20 protein-coding genes and 2 tRNA genes are annotated in these 18351 nt (G+C 73.4%); 14 read left to right on the top strand and 8 right to left on the bottom strand.

The window, feature by feature from the left end:
• The first annotated feature begins 13 nt into the window (after positions 1-13).
• The 4 genes from rlmH to aroQ are packed head-to-tail and all read left to right on the top strand — an operon-like array spanning position 14 to position 3138.
• Positions 14-484 carry a 23S rRNA (pseudouridine(1915)-N(3))-methyltransferase RlmH gene (gene rlmH / locus LRS07_RS15605; RefSeq protein WP_260498903.1) on the top strand — a complete coding sequence of 157 codons (471 nt, stop codon included), beginning with the start codon at positions 14-16 and terminating at the stop codon, positions 482-484.
• A 10-nt stretch (positions 485-494) separates the two neighbouring features.
• Positions 495-1097: a Maf family protein gene (locus LRS07_RS15600; RefSeq protein ID WP_260498902.1), complete on the top strand. Its 603-nt coding sequence runs from the start codon at positions 495-497 to the stop codon at positions 1095-1097.
• Positions 1098-1144: 47 nt separating this feature from the next.
• A complete protein-coding gene (gene rng, locus LRS07_RS15595) occupies positions 1145-2647 on the top strand; it encodes a ribonuclease G (protein ID WP_260498901.1) in 1503 nt (500 codons plus the stop codon).
• Positions 2648-2676: 29 nt separating this feature from the next.
• Positions 2677-3138 (top strand): type II 3-dehydroquinate dehydratase, encoded by a 462-nt coding sequence (aroQ, locus tag LRS07_RS15590; protein WP_260498900.1) that lies wholly within the window; start codon positions 2677-2679, stop codon positions 3136-3138.
• A 290-nt stretch (positions 3139-3428) separates the two neighbouring features.
• Here the strand turns inward: aroQ and egtB are convergent, their stop codons facing one another.
• On the bottom strand, positions 3429-4691 hold the full coding sequence (gene egtB / locus LRS07_RS15585; RefSeq protein ID WP_260498899.1) for an ergothioneine biosynthesis protein EgtB: 1263 nt from the start codon (positions 4689-4691) through the stop codon (positions 3429-3431).
• A complete protein-coding gene (locus LRS07_RS15580) occupies positions 4688-5725 on the bottom strand; it encodes an L-histidine N(alpha)-methyltransferase (RefSeq protein ID WP_260498898.1) in 1038 nt (345 codons plus the stop codon). Before LRS07_RS15580 ends, egtB begins: the two co-directional genes overlap by 4 nt.
• Before the next feature lie 305 nt (positions 5726-6030).
• Here LRS07_RS15580 and tolB point away from each other — a divergent pair, with 305 nt between their 5' ends.
• The 9 genes from tolB to LRS07_RS15535 all read left to right on the top strand — a co-directional run bounded on the left by tolB (position 6031) and on the right by LRS07_RS15535 (position 12739).
• Positions 6031-7293, top strand: coding sequence for a Tol-Pal system beta propeller repeat protein TolB (gene tolB / locus LRS07_RS15575; RefSeq protein WP_260502132.1), 1263 nt, complete (start codon positions 6031-6033; stop codon positions 7291-7293).
• Between the two features lie 54 nt (positions 7294-7347).
• On the top strand, positions 7348-7914 hold the full coding sequence (gene pal / locus LRS07_RS15570; RefSeq protein WP_260498897.1) for a peptidoglycan-associated lipoprotein Pal: 567 nt from the start codon (positions 7348-7350) through the stop codon (positions 7912-7914).
• Between the two features lie 20 nt (positions 7915-7934).
• Positions 7935-8720 carry a tol-pal system protein YbgF gene (gene ybgF / locus LRS07_RS15565; RefSeq protein ID WP_260498896.1) on the top strand — a complete coding sequence of 262 codons (786 nt, stop codon included), beginning with the start codon at positions 7935-7937 and terminating at the stop codon, positions 8718-8720.
• 124 nt (positions 8721-8844) lie between these two features.
• Positions 8845-9924 (top strand): YeeE/YedE family protein, encoded by a 1080-nt coding sequence (locus LRS07_RS15560; RefSeq protein ID WP_260498895.1) that lies wholly within the window; start codon positions 8845-8847, stop codon positions 9922-9924.
• Positions 9921-10787 (top strand): tRNA threonylcarbamoyladenosine dehydratase, encoded by an 867-nt coding sequence (locus LRS07_RS15555; protein ID WP_260498894.1) that lies wholly within the window; start codon positions 9921-9923, stop codon positions 10785-10787. Before LRS07_RS15560 ends, LRS07_RS15555 begins: the two co-directional genes overlap by 4 nt.
• 37 nt (positions 10788-10824) lie before the next feature.
• Positions 10825-10900: transfer RNA gene (locus tag LRS07_RS15550), tRNA-Lys, on the top strand.
• 53 nt (positions 10901-10953) lie between these two features.
• Positions 10954-11029 (top strand) — tRNA-Lys (locus LRS07_RS15545).
• Between the two features lie 130 nt (positions 11030-11159).
• On the top strand, positions 11160-11750 hold the full coding sequence (gene tadA, locus LRS07_RS15540) for a tRNA adenosine(34) deaminase TadA (RefSeq protein ID WP_260498893.1): 591 nt from the start codon (positions 11160-11162) through the stop codon (positions 11748-11750).
• Entirely contained in the window at positions 11747-12739 is a 993-nt protein-coding gene (locus LRS07_RS15535) for an LD-carboxypeptidase (RefSeq protein WP_260498892.1), read from the top strand. Before tadA ends, LRS07_RS15535 begins: the two co-directional genes overlap by 4 nt.
• A gap of 62 nt (positions 12740-12801) precedes the next feature.
• Here the strand turns inward: LRS07_RS15535 and adk are convergent, their stop codons facing one another.
• The 6 genes from adk to LRS07_RS15505 form a co-directional block, all read right to left on the bottom strand.
• Positions 12802-13455 (bottom strand): adenylate kinase, encoded by a 654-nt coding sequence (gene adk / locus LRS07_RS15530; protein ID WP_260498891.1) that lies wholly within the window; start codon positions 13453-13455, stop codon positions 12802-12804.
• A 153-nt stretch (positions 13456-13608) separates the two neighbouring features.
• Positions 13609-14358 (bottom strand): 3-deoxy-manno-octulosonate cytidylyltransferase, encoded by a 750-nt coding sequence (kdsB, locus tag LRS07_RS15525; RefSeq protein ID WP_260498890.1) that lies wholly within the window; start codon positions 14356-14358, stop codon positions 13609-13611.
• Positions 14355-14555 (bottom strand): Trm112 family protein, encoded by a 201-nt coding sequence (locus LRS07_RS15520; protein ID WP_260498889.1) that lies wholly within the window; start codon positions 14553-14555, stop codon positions 14355-14357. Before LRS07_RS15520 ends, kdsB begins: the two co-directional genes overlap by 4 nt.
• Complete coding sequence (gene lpxK / locus LRS07_RS15515) at positions 14545-15567, bottom strand: tetraacyldisaccharide 4'-kinase (protein ID WP_260498888.1); 1023 nt, start codon at positions 15565-15567, stop codon at positions 14545-14547. The genes LRS07_RS15520 and lpxK overlap by 11 nt, the downstream gene beginning before the upstream one ends.
• A gap of 24 nt (positions 15568-15591) precedes the next feature.
• The gene (locus LRS07_RS15510; protein ID WP_260498887.1) at positions 15592-16017 is read right to left on the bottom strand and encodes an ExbD/TolR family protein; all 426 of its coding nucleotides are present in this window, start codon (positions 16015-16017) and stop codon (positions 15592-15594) included.
• Positions 16014-16652: a MotA/TolQ/ExbB proton channel family protein gene (locus LRS07_RS15505; protein ID WP_260498886.1), complete on the bottom strand. Its 639-nt coding sequence runs from the start codon at positions 16650-16652 to the stop codon at positions 16014-16016. Before LRS07_RS15505 ends, LRS07_RS15510 begins: the two co-directional genes overlap by 4 nt.
• A 375-nt stretch (positions 16653-17027) precedes the next feature.
• Here LRS07_RS15505 and xseA point away from each other — a divergent pair, with 375 nt between their 5' ends.
• A complete protein-coding gene (gene xseA, locus LRS07_RS15500) occupies positions 17028-18326 on the top strand; it encodes an exodeoxyribonuclease VII large subunit (protein WP_260498885.1) in 1299 nt (432 codons plus the stop codon).
• Positions 18327-18351 lie beyond the last annotated feature (25 nt).

Below are 18351 nucleotides of genomic sequence, written 5' to 3'. Positions count from 1 at the left end.
GGCGGCCCCGGCGGTGAAGCTGGTCCTCGCCGCCGTGGGCTTGCGCCAACCGGCGTGGGCCGATGCCGCGTACGAGGACTACGCCCGCCGCTTTCCCGCCGACTGCGTGCTCGTGCTCAAGGCCGTGAAGGCCGAGCCCCGCACCACCGGCAAGACGGTGGAGGCCATGATGGCCGCCGAGGCCGAGCGCCTGCAGGCCGCGGTGCCGCGCGGCGCGCGCCGCGTGGTGCTGGACGAACGCGGCGCCCGGCTGACCAGCGCGCAGCTGGCCGACCGGCTGGCCTTCTGGCGCGGCGACGGCCGCGACGTCGCCTTCGTCGTCGGCGGTCCGGACGGGCTGGCGCCCGAGTTCAAGGCGACGGCGGACGAGGCGCTGCGGCTGTCCGACCTCACCCTGCCGCACGCGATGGTGCGGGTGCTGCTGGCCGAGGCGCTGTACCGCGCGTGGTCGCTGCACACCGGCCATCCCTACCACCGCGAGTGAGCGGCCGCGCATGATCTACCTGGCCTCCCAGAGCCCGCGCCGGCGGCAGCTGCTCGACCAGATCGGCGTCGCCCACCAGCTGCTGCTGCCCGGGGAGGACGAGGACGCCGAGGCGCTCGAGGCCGAGCGACCCGGCGAGCCGCCCGAGGCCTATGTGCGCCGGGTCACCCTGGCCAAGCTGCAGGCCGCCCTGCAGCGCCTCGAGCGAAGGGCGCTGCCGGCGGCGCCGGTGCTGGCAGCGGACACCACGGTGGCGCTGGAGGCACGCATCCTGGGCAAGCCGCGCGATGCCTCCGATGCGCGCGACATGCTGGCGGCGCTGTCGGGCCGCGCGCACCGGGTGCTCACGGCGGTGGCGCTCGGCGGGGTGCCGGGCCGGGATGCGGCGCTGGCGCTCAGCGTTTCGACCGTGCGCTTCGCGCCCCTGCCGGCGCAGGCCATCGAGCGCTACGTCGACGGTGGCGAGCCCTTCGGCAAGGCCGGCGGCTACGCCATCCAGGGCGCCATCGCGGCCTGGGTCGAGCGGGTGGAGGGCAGCCATTCCGGCATCGTCGGCCTGCCGCTGTTCGAGACCGCCGGCCTGCTGCGCCAGGCGGGGCTGCTGCCGCCCTGACGCCCGGGGCGCCGGCGGCGAGCCGCACGAGCCGCACAATCGGCCGCATGCAAGACATCCTGATCAACTGGACGCCCCAGGAGACCCGCGTCGCCATCGTCGAGAACGGCGCGGTGCAGGAGCTGCACATCGAGCGCACGCTGGAGCGTGGCCTCGTCGGCAACGTCTACCTCGGCAAGGTGGCGCGCGTGCTGCCCGGCATGCAGTCGGCCTTCGTCGACATCGGGCTGGAGCGGGCGGCCTTCCTGCACGTGGCCGACCTGCACCTGGCCGCCGGCCGCGAGCCGGGTGCGGTGCCGGTGCCGATCGAGCGGCTGCTGTTCGAGGGCCAGACGCTGACGGTGCAGGTGGTCAAGGACCCGATCGGCACCAAGGGCGCGCGGCTGTCCTCGCAGATCAGCATCGCGGGGCGGCTGCTGGTGTTCCTGCCGCAGGACTCGCACATCGGCGTGTCGCAGAAGATCGGCTCGCCGGAGCTGCGCGAGCAGCTGCGCCAGCGGGTCGCCGCGCTGGCCGCCGCCGCGGCCGAGGCCGAGGTGGCCGCCGGCACCAGCCCGCGCAAGGGCGAGCCCGGCGGCGGCTTCATCCTGCGCACCAACGCCGAGGACGCCAGCGACCAGGAGCTGGCGGAGGACATCGCCTACCTGCGCAAGACCTGGGCGGCCATCCGCGACGGCGCCCACCGCCAGCCGCCCGGCACCCTGCTGCACCAGGACCTGAGCCTGGCCGAGCGTGTGCTGCGCGACATGGCCAACGAGCAGACCGGCACCGTGCGCATCGACTCGCGGCTGCAGTACGACCACCTCGCCGCGTTCGGCCAGGCGTATTCGCCGGGTGCGGTCGGCAAGCTGGCGCTGTACCGCGGCGAGCGGCCGATCTTCGACCTGCACAACATCGACGCCGAGATCCAGAAGGCGCTGGCGCGGCGGGTGGAGCTGAAGAGCGGCAGCTACCTCATCATCGACCAGACCGAGGCGCTGACCACGGTGGACGTGAACACCGGGGGCTTCGTCGGCGCGCGCAACTTCGAGGACACCATCTTCAAGACCAACCTCGAGGCGGCCGGCGCCATCGCGCGGCAGCTGCGGCTGCGCAATCTGGGCGGCATCATCATCGTCGACTTCATCGACATGGCGCGCGAGGAGCACCGCAACGCGGTGCTGGCCGAGTTCCGCAAGCAGCTGGCGCGCGACCGCACCAAGACGACGATCAGCGGCTTCACCCAGCTCGGCCTGGTGGAGATGACGCGCAAGCGCACCCGCGAGAGCCTGGCGCACATGCTGTGCGAACCGTGCCCGGTGTGCGACGGCCGCGGCCAGGTCAAGACCGCGCGCAGCGTCTGCTACGACATCCTGCGCGAGATCCTGCGCGAGGCGCGGCAGTTCGAACCCAAGGAGTTCCGCATCGTCGCCTCGCCCGCCGTGGTCGAGATGCTGCTCGACGAAGAGAGCACCCACCTCGCCGGCCTGTCCGACTTCATCGGCAAGCCGATCTCGCTGTCCGCCGAGAGCGCGATGTCGGCCGAGCAGTACGACATCGTGTTGATGTGACCCGCGCCATGCCGACACCCGGACCTGCCATGCCCCCGACCCTCCTCATCCTCAACGGCCCCAACCTCAACCTGCTCGGCCAGCGCGAGCCGGCGGTGTACGGCAGCGCCACGCTGGCCGACGTGGAGCGCCTGTGCGCCGAAGCGGCCGCCGCGCTGGGCTGCCAGGTGGAATGCCGGCAGAGCAACCACGAGGGCGAACTGATCGACGCCCTGCAGGACGCCGGGCGGCGGGTGGCCGCCGGCACGCTGCTCGGGGTGGTGTTCAACCCCGGCGCCTACACCCACACGTCGGTGGCGCTGCACGACGCCATCAAGGGCGCGCAGGTGCCGGTGGTGGAGGTGCACATCTCCAACGTGCATGCGCGCGAGGCGTTCCGCCACCATTCGTTCGTGTCGCCGGCGGCCGCCGGCGTCGTGGTCGGCTTCGGCATCGACGGTTACCGGCTGGCGGTCGAAGGCCTGGTGCGGCAGCGGCGCGGCGCGGCGTGAGGGCTGCCCGCCCCGGGACCGTGGCGGCCGGCACAGTGGCACGTTGTTTGCAACAGGATCTTGCCCGGACGGTGAAAGCGAGCGCCGGCCGGGCGACAACAAGAACGACGACGCTCGGGGAACTTGAACGCCGGGTCTGGGATGTGAATCCTGGCCCGGCGATTTCTTTTGTAAGACCGTCTCCGGATGTGTCGTTCTTGCCGACCTTGTCGACCTTGCCGGTCGACCCGCGCCGACCGTGAGTCCGGCGCGGCGACGGCGGCCGATGCCGCGTCGGGGGTCGTCCGGCGTCAGCGCGCCAGACGCACGCCACTGAACTGCCAGCGGGCGCCGGCCGGGAAGAAGTTGCGGTAGCTCGCGCGCCAGTGGCTGCGGGGCGTGGCGCAGGAGCCTCCGCGCAGCACCATCTGGTTGACCATGAACTTGCCGTTGTACTCGCCGACGGCGCCCTCGTCGGTGCGGAAGCCGGGGTAGGGCAGGTAGGCGCTGGCGGTCCACTGCCAGCAGTCGCCGGGCAGCTGCGCCAGCCCACCGTCGGCCACCGGACGGGCGGGCTGCGGCGCGAAGCGGCCGTCCTCCAGCAGGGTGCCGGTCGCGGCGCGGCCCTCGGCCAGCGCCACGATGGCGGCGTGTTCCCATTCGGCCTCGGTGGGCAGCCGGGCGCCGGCCCAGCGGGCGTAGGCGTCGGCCTCGTAGTAGCTGACGTGGCACACCGGCGCGTCCGTGCGCAGGGGCTGCAGCCCGAGCAGGCCGAAGCGTCGCCAGACGCCAGCCGCCTCCTCGCGCCAGTACAGCGGCGCCCGCCAGCCCAGGCGCTGCACCGCGTCCCAGCCGTCGGACAGCCACCAGCGCGGCTCCCGGTAGCCACCGTCCTCGACGAAGGCCAGGTACTCGCCTTCGGTGACGAGCCGGTCGGCCAGCGCATAGGGGGCGAGCCAGACGGTGTGGCGTGGCCGTTCGTTGTCGAAGGCGAAGCCGGTGGCCTCGGCGCCGATCTCGACCGCGCCGCCGGCGTGGTCGACGAAGCGCATCGGCCGCGGCGGTGAACTGGCGACCGCCGCCGCCGGCCGGTATGCCGGCGCCAGCGGGTTGACGCTGAAGTGGTGCAGCAGGTCGGTGAGGATCAGCTCCTGGTGCTGCTGCTCGTGGTGCAGGCCCAGCGTCAGCAGCTCGGCCTGGCGCGGCGTCGGCCCCCGGCGCAGCGCCTGCGCCAGCGCCTCGTCGACGTGCCGCCGGTAGGCCATGACGTCGTCCAGCGACGGCCGCGACAGCAGGCCGCGCTGCGGCCGCGCGAAGCGCTCGCCGACGCCGACGTAGTAGGAGTTGAAGAGCACGCGGTAGCGTTCGTCGAAGGCGCGGTAGCCGGCCTGGCCGTCGAGCACGAAGGTCTCGAAGAACCAGGTGGTGTGGGCCAGGTGCCACTTCACCGGGCTGGCATCGTCCATGGACTGCAGCTGGCAGTCCTCGGCGGACAGGCCCTCGGCCAGCGCCATGCTCTGCCGCCGCACGTCCGCCAGGCGCCGTGCGAGTGCGACGGTGTTGACCCCGCTCACGACATCGCCCCCGCCACGAAGACGGCGTACCCCTCGCCATCGTCGAAGGGCAGCACCCGGCCGAAGCCGGCGTCGCGCAACAGGTCGGCGAAGGCGGCCGTCGCCCACTTGTGCGAGTGCTCGGTGACGAGGGGCTGGCCCGCCTCGAAGCAGCGCTCGCCCTCCGGCGCGCCGGGCAGGCGCACCAGCTGGTCACGCCGGGGCACCAGCCGCATCTCGATGCGCGACGCCTCGCGGTCGAACACCGCCTGGTGGTCGAACGCCCGCGGGTCGAAGTCGCTGCCCAGCGCCCGGTTCACCGCCCGCAGCACGTTGCGGTTGAAGGCGGCGGTCACGCCGAGCGCGTCGTCGTAGGCCGCCACCAGCACCGGTTCGGCCTTGACGCCGTCGACGCCGATGAACAGGCGGTCGGCGGGTCCGTGCAGGTGGCCGCGCACCGCCTTCAGCAGCGCCAGCGCCTGCGAACGCTCGAAGTTGCCGATCGACGAGCCGGGGTAGAAGAACACCCGCGGCGCCGACGATTCGCCCAGCAGCGCCTGCAGGTCCAGCGACCGGCTGAAGTCGGTCACCACGCCGACCACGTCCAGCTCCGGCGCGTCGGCCGCGGTGCGGCGAAGCGTGTCGGCCAGCCAGTCCGGCGCGATGTCGACCCCGACGTACCGGCGGGCGCCGGTGGCTCGCAGCCAGGGCCGCGCCTTGGCGCCGTCACCGCAACCCAGGTCGATCCACTGCGCGGCTTGCGGCAGCGCCTGCAGGATGGCCGCGCGGTGGCGCTGGAACAGCGCGGCTTCCAGGCGCGGGGGAAGGTACTCGTCCAGCCGCACCAGCGCGTCGTACAGCGCCGCGCCCTGGCCGTCGTACAGGTGCTTCGGCGCGATGGTGGGCGCCTCGGCCAGCAGGCCGGCCAGCAGCTCCGCCCGCAGCGCGGCCGGCGAGGCGATGTCGCGCACGAGCAGACGCGGCGCGTCCACCCGGTCGGGCGGCGGGAGGTGGGAATTCGTCTGCGGCGCAAGCCGGACCACGGACTGGGGCATCGGCGGTTCTCCTGTGATGGGTCGGGCGCGCACAGCCCATGCTAGCGGCGGCCCATGACCGGGCGCTTCAGCAACCGGCGGCCCCGGGCTCCATCCGGGGGCTTGGCCCCGCCGCCACGGGCCGTGCCTACAATGCCGGCCGCGCCACCGGATGCCCATGGGCATCGGCCCTTGCCGGCCGGTTCCTCGCCGCGCGGGTACGACTTGGCCCGCGCCTTGCCCGCGCCTCGGCTCGTGATGACCCAGCCCGAACGCCCCACCCCATTCCAGCACCGTGCGGTCGCCGCGGCGACCGCCCCTTCAAGCTGCCACGCCGCGACTGCCTCGCCCTGTTCGGGGCGGGGCTGGCGGCGCCGGCCCTGGCCCAGTTCCGCGTCGACATCAGCGGCGTCGGCGCCACCCAGCTGCCGATCGCCATCGCGCCGTTCCGCGACGAGGCGTCCGGCGGCCAGCCGGTGGCGGCCATCGTGCGCGCCGACCTGGAGCGCAGCGGCGTCTTCCGTGGCATCGACGCCCAGCCCGGCCTGGACGAGCTGAGCCAGCCGGTGGTGGCCGATTGGCGCAACCGCGGCGCCGATGCGCTGGTGGTCGGCTCGGTCAGCCGCCTGGCCGATGGCCGCTACGACGTGCGCTACAAGCTGTGGGACGTGGTGCGCGGCAGCGACCTTGGCGGCCAGAGCTACGCGGTGGCCGCCGCCGATCTGCGGCTGGCGGCGCACCGCATCGCCGACGCGGTGTACGAGCGCATCACCGGCGAGAAGGGCGTGGCGGCCACCCGCATCGCCTACGTCACCCGCGGCGCGGGGCGCTACACGCTGCGCGTGACCGACGCCGACGGCGAGGGCGGGCAGGTGGCGCTGAACTCGCCCGAGCCCATCATCTCGCCGGCCTGGGCGCCCAACGGCCGCGAACTGGCCTACGTGTCCTTCGAGACGCAGAAGGCGGTGGTCTGGGTGCAGGACGTGCAGAGCGGCCAGCGCCGGCAGGTGGCCAACTTCCGCGGCTCGAACAGCGCCCCGGCCTGGTCGCCCGACGGCTCGCAGCTGGCGGTGACGCTGACGCTCGGCGGCGGCAGCCAGCTCTACCTCATCGGTCGCGACGGCGGCACGCCGCGCCGCATCACGCAGAGCTCGGCCATCGACACCGAGCCGGTGTTCAGCGCCGACGGCAAGCTGCTGTATTTCGTCAGCGACCGCGGCGGGCAGCCGCAGGTCTACCGCATGCCCGCCGGCGGCGGCAACGCCGAGCGCGTCACCTTCTCCGGCAACTACAACATCAGCCCGTCGATCAGCCCGGACGGCCGCCAGCTGGCCTACGTCACCCGCCAGGGCAATGCCTTCAAGGTGGCGGTGCTGGACCTCGCCGGCGGCAACGTCTCGGTCATCAGCGACACGAACGATGACGAGAGCCCGAGCTTCGCGCCCAATGGCCGGCTGCTCGTCTACGCCACCCGGCAGGGCGGGCGCGACGTGCTGATGAGCTCGACCGTCGACGGCCGGGCGCGCCGTCCGCTGGTCACCAGCGGCATCGACATGCGCGAGCCGGTGTGGGGGCCTTTTGGCCGATAGCGCACCGGGCCGCTCACCGATTACACCTTCGTTTCCTTGCAGAGGAGCCCCTCCATGACGACCTCGTCTTCTTTCGCCGGCCGCCTGTGCGCCGGTCTCTCGCTGCTCATCGTCGCCGGCGTGCTCGGCGGCTGCGCCTCCGGCGTCAAGCTCGACGAGCAGGCGCCCGTCGAGAGCCGCAACACCACGGCCGGCGCGGGTGCCGGCAGCGGCGCCCAGGCCGGCGCCGGCAGCCAGTCCGGCGTGGCCACGGTGGACCTGAACCGCAACGCCGCCGCCAACGCCGGCGCCAACCTGCCGCGCACGGTCTACTTCGACTTCGACAGCTTCAGCGTCAAGGACGAGTACCGGCCGGTGGTCGAGAACCACGCCAAGCGGCTGCAGGGCAACCGCCAGCTCAAGGTCACCGTCGAGGGCCACACCGACGAGCGCGGCGGCCGCGAGTACAACCTGGCGCTGGGCCAGAAGCGGGCCGAGTCGGTGCTGCGGGCGATGACGGTGCTCGGCGCGTCCGAGTCGCAGCTCGAGGCGGTGAGCTACGGCAAGGAGCGGCCGGCGGTGCAGGGCAGCGACGAGTCGGCCTACGCGCAGAACCGCCGCGCCGAGATCAAGGACCGCTGAGCGTGGCCCACCCCCTGCCGATGAGAGCCCCGACGTCATCGCTGCGGCGCCGCGCGGCGCCGTGGGCGCTGGCGCTCGCCGCCGCGTTCGCGCCGCTGTCGGCGTCCGCGCTGTTCTCCGACGACGAGGCGCGGCGCGCCATCCTCGAACTGCGTGCCCGGCTGGACGAGCAGGCCCGCGCCCGCCAGACCGAACAGGCGCAGCTGACCGAGCAGATCCAGCAGCTGCGCCGCAGCCTGCTGGAGGCGACGACGGCGATGGAAGCGCTGCGCGGCGAGATCGCCCAGCTGCGTGGCCGCGACGAGCAGCTGGCGCGCGACGTGGCCGAGGTGCAGCGCCGGCAGCGCGACATCAGCCAGGGCGTGGAGGAACGCATCCGCAAGCTGGAGCCGCAGAAGGTGTCGCTCGACGGCAAGGAGTTCCTGGTCGAGGCCGACGAGAAGCGCCAGTACGAGGAGGCCGTGGCCCTGCTGCGCAACGGCGACTTCCCGGCCGCGTCGTCGGCCTTCTCGGCCCTGCTCAAGCGCTACCCCGCCAGCGGCTATGCCGACGCGGCCCGCTTCTGGCTCGGCAACGCGCTGTACGGCCGGCGCGACTACGCCGGCGCCATCGCCAGCTTCCGCGGTTTCGTCAGCGGCGCGCCGGAGCACCCGCGGGCGCCCGAGGCGCTGCTGGCCATCGCCAACTGCCAGATCGAGATGAAGGACAGCCGCAGCGCCCGCCGCACGCTGGAGGAGCTGCTGAAGACCTATCCGAAGTCGGAAGCGGCGCAGGCCGGCCGCGACCGCATGGCGGCGTTGAAGTAGCGCGCGGCCTCCCTTCGTCCCACCTCCCGCCGCCGCGTCCGTGCCACGGGCCGGCGGCGTTTGCTTGTCGACCCGACCGCCATGGAGCTGACCCCCCGACGCCGTCGAGCAGGCCCGCCAGTGGGTGCTGTGGGCCGCCTTCGGCCTGGCCTTCGCCTTCGGCGCCATCGCCCAGCGCACCCATTTCTGCACCATGGGCGCGGTGGCCGACATCGTGAGCATGGGCGACTGGACGCGCATGCGCATGTGGGTGCTGGCGATGGCCGTCGCGATGCTGTGCTTCAGCGGCGGCGTCGCGTCGGGTGTTCTCGATGCGACGAAGACGCTGTATGGCGGGCCAGGGCTGCTGTGGCTGTCGACGCTGGTCGGCGGCCTGCTGTTCGGCATCGGCATGGTGCTCGGCTCGGGCTGCGGCAGCAAGACGCTGATCCGGCTCGGCGGCGGCAACCTGAAGTCGCTGGTGGTCTTCCTCGTCATCGGCCTGGCCGCGTTCGCCACGCTGCGCGGGCTGACGGCGGTGTGGCGGGTGCAGACGGTGGACCGTGCAGTCGTGGCGCTGCCCACCGGTCAGGACCTGCCGTCGCTGCTGACCGCCGGCGCCGGCGGCAGCGTGCAGGTGTGGGCCGCCGCGCTCGGCGGCGGCCTGGCCCTGGCGCTGGTCGCCTGGGTGCTGCGGCGGCCCGAAGGCCGGTCGGGTGCGGTCTGGCTGGGCGGCGTCGGCGTCGGCCTGGCGGTCGGCGCCATGTGGTGGGTGTCGGGCACCTGGGGCCACGTGGCCGAGGACCCGTCGACGCTGCAGGAGGCCTTCCTCGCCACCAACTCGCAGCGCATGGAGGCCTTCAGCTTCGTCGCCCCGATCGCCTACACGCTGGACTGGCTGCTGTTCTACAGCGACGCGGCCAAGCGGCTGACGGTGGGCATCGTCAGCGTGGTCGGCGTGGTGCTGGGCTCGGCCGCGGTGGCCCTGGCCAGCCGCAGCTTCCGCTGGGAGGGTTTCGCCAATGCCGGCGACCTCGGCCGTCACCTGGCCGCCGGCCTGCTGATGGGCGTCGGCGGCGTCACCGCGCTGGGCTGCACGGTGGGGCAGGGCATCTCGGGGCTGTCGACGCTGTCGCTCGGCAGCGTGCTCGCGCTGGCCGGCATCCTGGCCGGCGGCTGGGGCACGCTGCGCTGGCAGGTGTGGCGGCTGGAGCGCGAGGCATGAGCCGCTTGAGCAGCGTCGACGAGGCCGATCTCGAGCGCCGCTTCGGCGGCCTGCGCCGGCTGTACGGCGACGCCGGCTACCAGCGCCTGCGGGCCTTGAGGCTGGTGGTGGTGGGCGTCGGCGGCGTGGGCTCCTGGGCGGCCGAGGCGCTGGCGCGCAGCGGGGTGGCGACGCTGGTGCTGGTCGACCTGGACCATGTCGCCGAGTCCAACATCAACCGCCAGGTGCAGGCGCTGGGCGCGACCATCGGCCAGGCCAAGGTGCAGGCCCTGGCCGAGCGCATCGCCGACATCCATCCCGGCTGCCGCGTGCGGCCGATCGAGGCCTTCGTCGAGAACGGCAACTGGCCGGCACTGCTGGCCGGTGAACCGGTCGACGGCGTGATCGACGCCTGCGACGCGGTCCACGCCAAGGCGGTGCTCGGCGCCTGGTCGCTGCACGGCGGTTGGCCCCTGGTGTGCGTGGGCGCGGCGGGCGGCAAGCGCCTGGCGCACCGGGTGGAAGTGGCCGATCTCGCCGACACCACGCACGACCCGCTGCTGTCCACCCTGCGCCAGCGGCTGCGCCAGCGCCATGGTGCGCCGCGCCGGGGCCCCATCGGCCTCACCGCCGTGTTCTCGCGCGAGCCGGTCACGCTGCCGCCGTCGGACGGCTGCGCCGTGCCGGGGCGTGCGGACGCGGTGGACGGCAGCCTCAACTGCCATGGCTACGGCTCGAGCGTCGCGGTCACCGCCAGCTTCGGGCTGGTCGCGGCCGGCGAATTGATCGAGCGCTGCCTGTGTCGCGCCGATGCAGCGGTCGCTGAACCTGCTGCCGTTGTGGCTATAATGGCAGGCTCTGCGGACAGCGAGCTGCAGGCGTGAACTTGCAGGGTCGAAGGGTCCTGCTCGTCAACTCAGCGGGTCGTTAGCTCAGTCGGTAGAGCAGCGGACTTTTAATCCGTTGGTCGCGTGTTCGAGTCACGCACGACCCACCAAGCTATACGCAAAGCGACGCGCCCGGCACGCCGGTCGGCAGAAGACGATTCAGGGGCTCTTAGCTCAGTTGGTAGAGCAGCGGACTCTTAATCCGTAGGTCGAGTGTTCGAGTCACTCAGGGCCCACCACCCATGCGACGGCCCAGGCAGCGATGCCTGGGCCGTTTGCTTTTGCCTCGCCGACAATCTCGCGTCCGATCTCGTCTTGTTGCGCGTTCTCCTGCGTGCCCGCCCCGTGACCTCAGCGCCCTCCGATCCCATGACGAGCCTGCAGCGGCAGCATGACGAAGCCGCCATGCGCCTGGCGCTGGACCAGGCGCAGAACGCCTGGCTGGCCGGCGAGGTGCCGGTGGGCGCGGTGATCATGCGGGCCACGCCGGAAGGCCCGCGCCTGCTGGCCACGGGCTACAACCGTCCGATCACCACGCACGATCCGACGGCGCACGCCGAGGTCGTCGCCCTGCGTCACGCGGCGCAACTGGTCGAGAACTACCGCCTGCCGGACTGCGAGCTGTACGTCACGCTGGAGCCCTGCGCCATGTGCGCGATGGCGCTGATGCACGCAAGGGTCAAGCGGGTGGTGTTCGGTGCGCGCGACCCGAAGACCGGCGTGGCGGGCTCGGTGCTCGACCTCTTCGCCGAGCGCCGGCTGAACCACCACACCGGCGTGACCGGGGGCGTGCTCGAAGGGCCGTGCGGCGACCTGCTGCGGCAGTTCTTCGCCGAGCGGCGCCGCGAGCAGCGCACACCGAACGCAGCACCACCGATCCCGGTCGGCCAGGCGACCGAGGCGCCGCTGTCGCCCGAACTGGCCGCGCAACTGCTGTCCTCCGACCCCAAGACGACATGACGACCGCGCTGTGCATCTTCTCGCCGGCCGGCGTGGTGGCCGATGCCCGGTCGCTGCAGCGCGCCGCACGCCGGCTGCGTGGCCTCGGCTTCGACGTGCGGCGGGACCCGTCCGCCGCGGCCCGCCACCAGCGCTTCGCCGGGGACGACGAGGCCCGCCTGGCCGCGCTGCACCGCGTGGCCGAGGCCGGCGCCGCCGGCGAGCTGCAGGTCGCGCTGGCCAGCCGTGGCGGCTACGGCCTGAGCCGGCTGCTCGACCGCATCGATTGGCCGCTGATCGGCCGCAGCGTGGCGGCCGGCCTGCAGTGGGTGGGCTACAGCGACTGCACGGCGCTGCAACTGGCCGCGATCGCGCACGGTGTGGCCGTGCCCTCGTCCGCGCCGCACCGGCACGGCGCGGCGGGCCATGAGCCTGGGCACCACCACCACCACCCGCCCGCGGGCGGCTTCTGGGCCGGCCCGATGGCGGCCGACGACTTCGGCCGCACCGACGAGGCCGGCGGGCTGGACGACATCACCGCGCCCTGCTTCGAGGAGGCGGTGACGGGGCAGCTGGAGGCGGTGGGCTTCCGCACCGAGGCCGGCTTCGACGGTCTGGACCTGCAGGGTCGGCTGTGGGGCGGCAACCTGACGGTGCTGCTGTCGCTGCTCGGCACACCGCACTGGCCGAAGGTGAAGGGCGGGGTGCTCTTCCTGGAGGACGTGAACGAGCATCCCTACCGGGTCGAGCGCGGCTTGCTGCAGCTGCTGCAGGCGGGCGTGCTCGGTGCGCAGAAGGCGGTGCTGCTGGGGGACTTCGACGGCTGGCGCCCCTCGCCGCTGGACCGCGGCTACAACCTGAAGGCGGCCATCGCCCACCTGCGCTCGCAGACCGACGTGCCGCTGCTCACCGGCCTGCCGATGGGCCATGGTCCGACCAAAGTCTGCCTGCCGCAGGGCCGGCGGGTGACGCTGGCGGTGCAGGGGCGCGAGGCCTTCATCGGCTGGTAGCGCCCGTGAAAAAGCCGCCCGCAGGCGGCTTCGTCGTCACGGCGGTTCGAGCAGAGGATCGATCAGGCCAGCGCCTCCAGCGCGCGCCGGGTGATCTCGTCCACGCTGCCCTCGCCGGAGATCTTGCGGTAGCGCGGGGCCCGGGCGTCGCCGGTGGCGGCCCACTGCGCGTAGTAGTCGACCAGCGGCCGGGTCTGGCTCTGGTAGACCTGCAGGCGCTTGCGCACGGTCTCTTCCTTGTCGTCGTCGCGCTGGATCAGCGGCTCGCCGGTGACGTCGTCGACGCCGTCGACCTTCGGCGGGTTGAACTTGACGTGGTAGGTGCGGCCCGAGGCCGCGTGCACGCGGCGGCCGCTCATGCGCTCGATGATGGCGGCGTCGGGCACGTCGATCTCGAGCACCACGTCGAGGTCGACGCCGGCCTGCTTCATGGCATCGGCCTGCGGGATGGTGCGGGGGAAACCGTCGAACAGGAAGCCCTTGGCGCAGTCCGGCTGGGCCAGCCGTTCCTGGACCAGGCCGATGATGATGTCGTCGCTGACCAGCGCGCCCGAGTCCATCACCTGCTTGGCCTGCAGGCCCAGCGGCGTGCCGGCCTTCACCGCCGCACGCAGCATGTCGCCGGTGGAGATCTGCGGGATGCCGTACTTCTGGCAGAGAAAGGCCGCTTGCGTGCCCTTGCCGGCGCCGGGTGCTCCCAGCAGGATCAGTCTCATGGAGTCCTCTAACGGTTGCCTAGGATCTTGTGTGCGAAGGGCCGCGCTGCACGCGGCCCCCGGGGTGTTCGATCGAGAATAGCACGCAGGGACACACCTTCCTTGCACGCCACGGGGCGTCCCGGCGCCCTGGCGGACGCGTCGGCCGAACCGTCAGCCAACCAACGCGCGCACCCGCTCCAGGTCCTGCGGGGTGTCGACGCCGGGCGGCGGCGCGCCGGGGGACCGGTGCACCGCGATGCGCTCGCCGTGCCACAGCGCCCGCAGCTGTTCCAGCGATTCCAGCGCCTCGATCGGCGCCGGCGGCAACGTCGGGTAGCGGCGCAGGAAGCCGGCGCGGTAGGCGTACAGGCCGATGTGGCGCAACGGGGCTGGTGCGGGCAGCGCCGGCGCGCCCGCCGGCGCGTCGCGCCACGCCGGGATCGGCGCGCGCGAGAAGAGCAGGGCGGTGCCGCGTGCGTCGCACACCACCTTCACCACGTTCGGGTTGAGCCAGTCGGCCACCTCGGCGATCGGGTGCGCCGCGGTGCTCATCGCACAGTCGGGTCGAGCCCGCAGCAGGCCCGCGACGGCGTCGATCAGCGCCGGATCGATCAGCGGCTCGTCGCCCTGCACGTTGACCACCACCGTGTCGCCGTCCAGGCCGAGCTGCGCGCAGGCCTCGGCCAGCCGGTCGCTGCCGCTGACGTGGTCGTCGCGCGTGGCCACCGCGGTCACGCCGTGCGTGGCGCAGGCCTGCAGGATGCGCGGATGGTCCGCCGCCACCACCACCCGGTCCGCGCCGCTGCGAGAGGCCTGCCGCGCCACCCGCACCACCATCGGCAGGCCGCCGATGTCGGCCAGCGGCTTGTCGGGCAGCCGGGTCGAGCGCAGCCGGGCCGGGATCAGGACGGTGAAGCTCACGCGGCGCTGGGCGGCGGTTCCATCGGCCGCGCCTGCTCCTCCAGCATGATGGGGATGCCGTCGCGCACGGGAAAGGCCAGCCGGTCGGCGTGACAGACCAGCTCCACCGGGCGCTGTTGCTCGTCGCGCCCCATCTCCAGCGGCCCCTTGCAGACGGGGCAGACGAGCAGGTCGATGAGGCGGTGGTCAAGTGTCATGGGGTGTAGGGTGGTCCAGCCACTGCAGCAGCTGGTCGACCAGGCCGTCGGGCAGATGGAAGTCTAGCGTCGCCACCCACACGCGCGTCCGGCCGAGCGGCCGGCCCACCAGCTTGACCGCGTCCTTCTCGGTCAGCACGACGTCCGCGTCGTCGTCGGTCCATGGCAGGCGCTGCAACGGGGCATGGTCGGGCAGCGGCAGGCGACGGATCTGCAGGCCGGCAGCTTCCAGCATCACGAAGAAGCGCTCCGGGGCGGCGATGCCGGCCACCGCCAGCAGCGGCCGGCCACGGAGGGCCTGCAGCGCGGCGGGCGACGGCGGCTCGCCGGCCTGCCAGCCGGCCCAGTCGCGCACCCCGGCCAGGCCGCGGGCGACGCGGGCACCCGGCCAGGCGGTGGTCGGCTCCCCGGCGTTGTAGAGCACCACGCTGCGCGGCGGCACCATGGCCGCCATCGGCTCGCGCAGGGGGCCGGCCGGCAGCAGGTGGCCGTTGCCGATGCCGCGTTCGTCGAAGACGATGAGCTGGGCCTGGCGGGCCAGCGCGTGGTGCTGCAGGCCGTCGTCGGCGATCAGCAGGTCCAGTTCGGGGTGCGCCTGGCACAGCCGGCGGGCGGCGGCCACCCGGTCGCGCCCCACCGCCAGTGGCACGCCGGTGCGGCGGGCGATGAGCAGCGGCTCGTCGCCGACCTCGTCCGAACGGCTGCGTGCATCGACGAGCTGCACCGCGCCGCCGCGCCGCCCGTGCCCGCGCGACACCACCCCGGGCCGCCGGCCGCGCGACTGCAGCGCCTGCACGAGCGCGATCACGGTGGGGGTCTTGCCCGCGCCGCCGACGATGAGGTTGCCGACCACCAGCACCGGGCGTGGGGCGGGTCGGGGCGGCGGCTCCCGGTGCCGGGAGCGGGCCAGCAGGTGCCGGTAGAGCCGCTCCAGCGCCCGCAGGGCCAGCGGCGGGCGCCGCGCGGCGTCCCACCAGACGCCCTGCAGCCAGCGCTCCACCGCGGCCCTCATGGCCGGCGCCTCGAGCCCCGCGCGTCAGCGCGTGGCGCCGGCGGAGGTCTGTGCGGCAAAGGTCAGGCGCGACAGGCCGGCGCGGCGCGCCGCGTCCAGCACGTTGATCACCAGCTGGTGCGGCGTGCCGGCGTCCGCCGAGACGATGACCACGGCGTCCTCGCGGCCCTGCGCCGCGGCGGTCAGCTCGCTGGCGAGCAGTTCGACGCTGCGGCCTTCCAGCGGCTTGCGGTTGACGCCGTAGCGGCCGTCGGCGGCGATGGAGACGATGACCTCGGCCGGCCGGTCGCGCAGCTTCTCGGCGTCGGCCGTGGGCAGCGTGAGCTGCAACTCGCTGAACTTCGAGTAGGTGGTCGTCAGCACCAGGAAGATGAGCACGACCAGCAGCACGTCGATGAACGGGATCAGGTTGATCTCCGGCTCGTCGCGGTGCGCCCGGCGGAAGTTCATGTGCCGGTCCCCGGCTGCTTGACGGCGAAGCGCATCAGGTGCGGCACCATGCGCTCGGCGGCCAGCTCCATCGCCAGCGCGTACTCGTCGACCCGGCCACGGAAGAAGCGGTAGAACAGCAGCGACGGGATGGCGACGATCAGGCCGAAGGCGGTGTTGTACAACGCCACCGAGATGCCATGCGCCAGCTGCGCCGGGTTGCCGCCACCGGGGGTCTGCGCGCCGAAGATCTCGATCATGCCGATCACCGTGCCCAGCAGGCCGAGCAGCGGCGCGGCGGTGGCGATGCTGCCCAGCGCATTGAGGTAGCGCTCCAGGTGGTGCACGGCGGCGCGGCCTGCGCTCTCGAAGGCCTGGCGCAGGCCTTCCTCGCTGATGCGCGGCTCGGCGATGACGGCCCGCAGCCCCTGGGCCAGCACGCCGCCCAGCGCCGAGCTCAAGGCCAGCTTGTTCACCACGTCCGCCGACGGCAGGCTGCTGCGGGTCACGCCGAGCACCTCGTCGACCAGGGTGTCGGGCGCGATGCGGTTTCGGCGCAGGCTGGACAGCCGCTCGATCACCAGCGCGAGCGCCACCACGGAACACAGGATCAGCGGCCAGATGGGCCAACCAGCGGCTTGTATGATCGAAAACAAGTCGGGCCTTTCGACAACGCCAGGCACCGCCGCGTGAGCGCGGCGCCGCTTCAGGAAGGCGCGATTATGGGGCCCGCCCGTCGGCCGACCGGCCCTGTGCCTGGCCCGTGGCGACCACCGCAAGGCGCCCTTCGCCGTCCGGCCCCACCACCCGCCGAGCTGTGGACAACATTGTGGGCAAGCTGTCTTCGCGCGGCGGCGCCAGGCCGGTCCGTGCGATCTCCCACCCCCGCGGCGCCGGCCACGGCCGGCGCTGTCCCATGGAATCAGTCACTTGGCGTTGCATGACCGTCGCATGACAGATCGCCCGTCCGTTTTTTCGTCGCCGTCGCCATTGTGGATTTCCCGGGGCAGGGCCGTCGTGCCCCGCGGTCGATGAGCGCCGTGCCCGAGGCCCCCCGCGGCCGCGCCTGGGGCGTGGCGGCGCTGCTGCTGGCGGCGTCGGACGCGCTGCAGGCACGCTTCGGCGCCTGCACGGTGCAGGGTGAGTTGAGCGGCTTCACCCGCGCCGGCAGCGGGCACTGCTACTTCACGCTGAAGGACGGCGGCGGCGCGCCCGCGGCCCTGCGCTGCGCGATGTTCCGCCGGGCCGCGGGCCTGCTGTCGTTCACACCGCGCGACGGCCAGAAGGTGGAACTGCGCGGCCGCATGGCGGTGTACGAGGCGCGCGGCGAACTGCAGTTCGTCGTCGAGTCGATGCAGCCGCTGGGCGCCGGCGCGCTGTACGAGGAGTTCCTGCGGCTGAAGGCGCGGCTGGAGGCGGCCGGCCTGTTCGATGCGGCCCACAAGCGGCCGCTGCCCACCCATCCCCGTGCCGTCGGTGTCGTCACCTCCACCGCCGCCGCCGCGCTGCACGACGTGCTGACCGCCTTGGCGCGGCGCGCGCCGCATGTGCCGGTGGTGGTCTACCCGACGCCGGTGCAGGGGGCACAGGCGCCGCAGGCCATCGCCGAGGCGCTGGCGCTGGCCGGGCAGCGGGGCGAGGTGGACCTGCTGATCCTCTGCCGCGGCGGCGGCTCGCTCGAGGACCTGTGGGCGTTCAACGACGAGCGGGTGGTGCGCACGCTGCGGGCGTGCGCACTGCCGGTGGTCTGCGGCGTGGGCCACGAGACGGACCTCACCCTGGCGGACCTCGCCGCCGACCTGCGCGCGCCGACGCCCACCGCCGCCGCGGAACTGGCCGCGCCGGCGACCGCCGCGCTGCTGGACGGCCTGGACGGCCTGCGCCACCGGGCGGTCCGCGCGGTGCACCGGCTGCTCGAGGGCCGGGCGCTGCGCCTGGACCAGTTGGGCCTGCGGCTGGCCCGGCCGGCGGCGCGGCTGCAGCGCGAGCAGCACGCGCTGGCGCAGTGGTCGGCGCGGCGGCACCAGGTGCTGATGCGGCGCCTGCAGCGCGAGCAGGACCGCCAGACCGAGCTGGCCGGCCGGCTGCAGCGGGCGGTCCATGCCAAGCTGGGCCAGCAGGCCGAGCGGCTGCTGGCCCGGGAGCAGCGGCTGCAGGCGCTGGACCCGCACCATGTGCTGCGCCGCGGCTTCGCCTGGGTCACCGACACCGACGGGCGGGTGCTGCAGGCGGCCGACATCGCCCCCGGGCAGACGCTGCGCACCGTGTGGCACGACGGCCAGGCCGAGTCGGTCGTGACCAAGACCACGCCCGTCGACGGCGCTGCCTAGAATGCCGTCGAAACCTCCCCCCTTC

The organism is Aquabacterium sp. J223 (assembly GCF_024666615.1).
Classification (GTDB): domain Bacteria; phylum Pseudomonadota; class Gammaproteobacteria; order Burkholderiales; family Burkholderiaceae_C; genus J223.
Note: the sequence above shows the minus strand (reverse complement) of the source record. Positions and strands in the feature narration are given on the sequence as shown.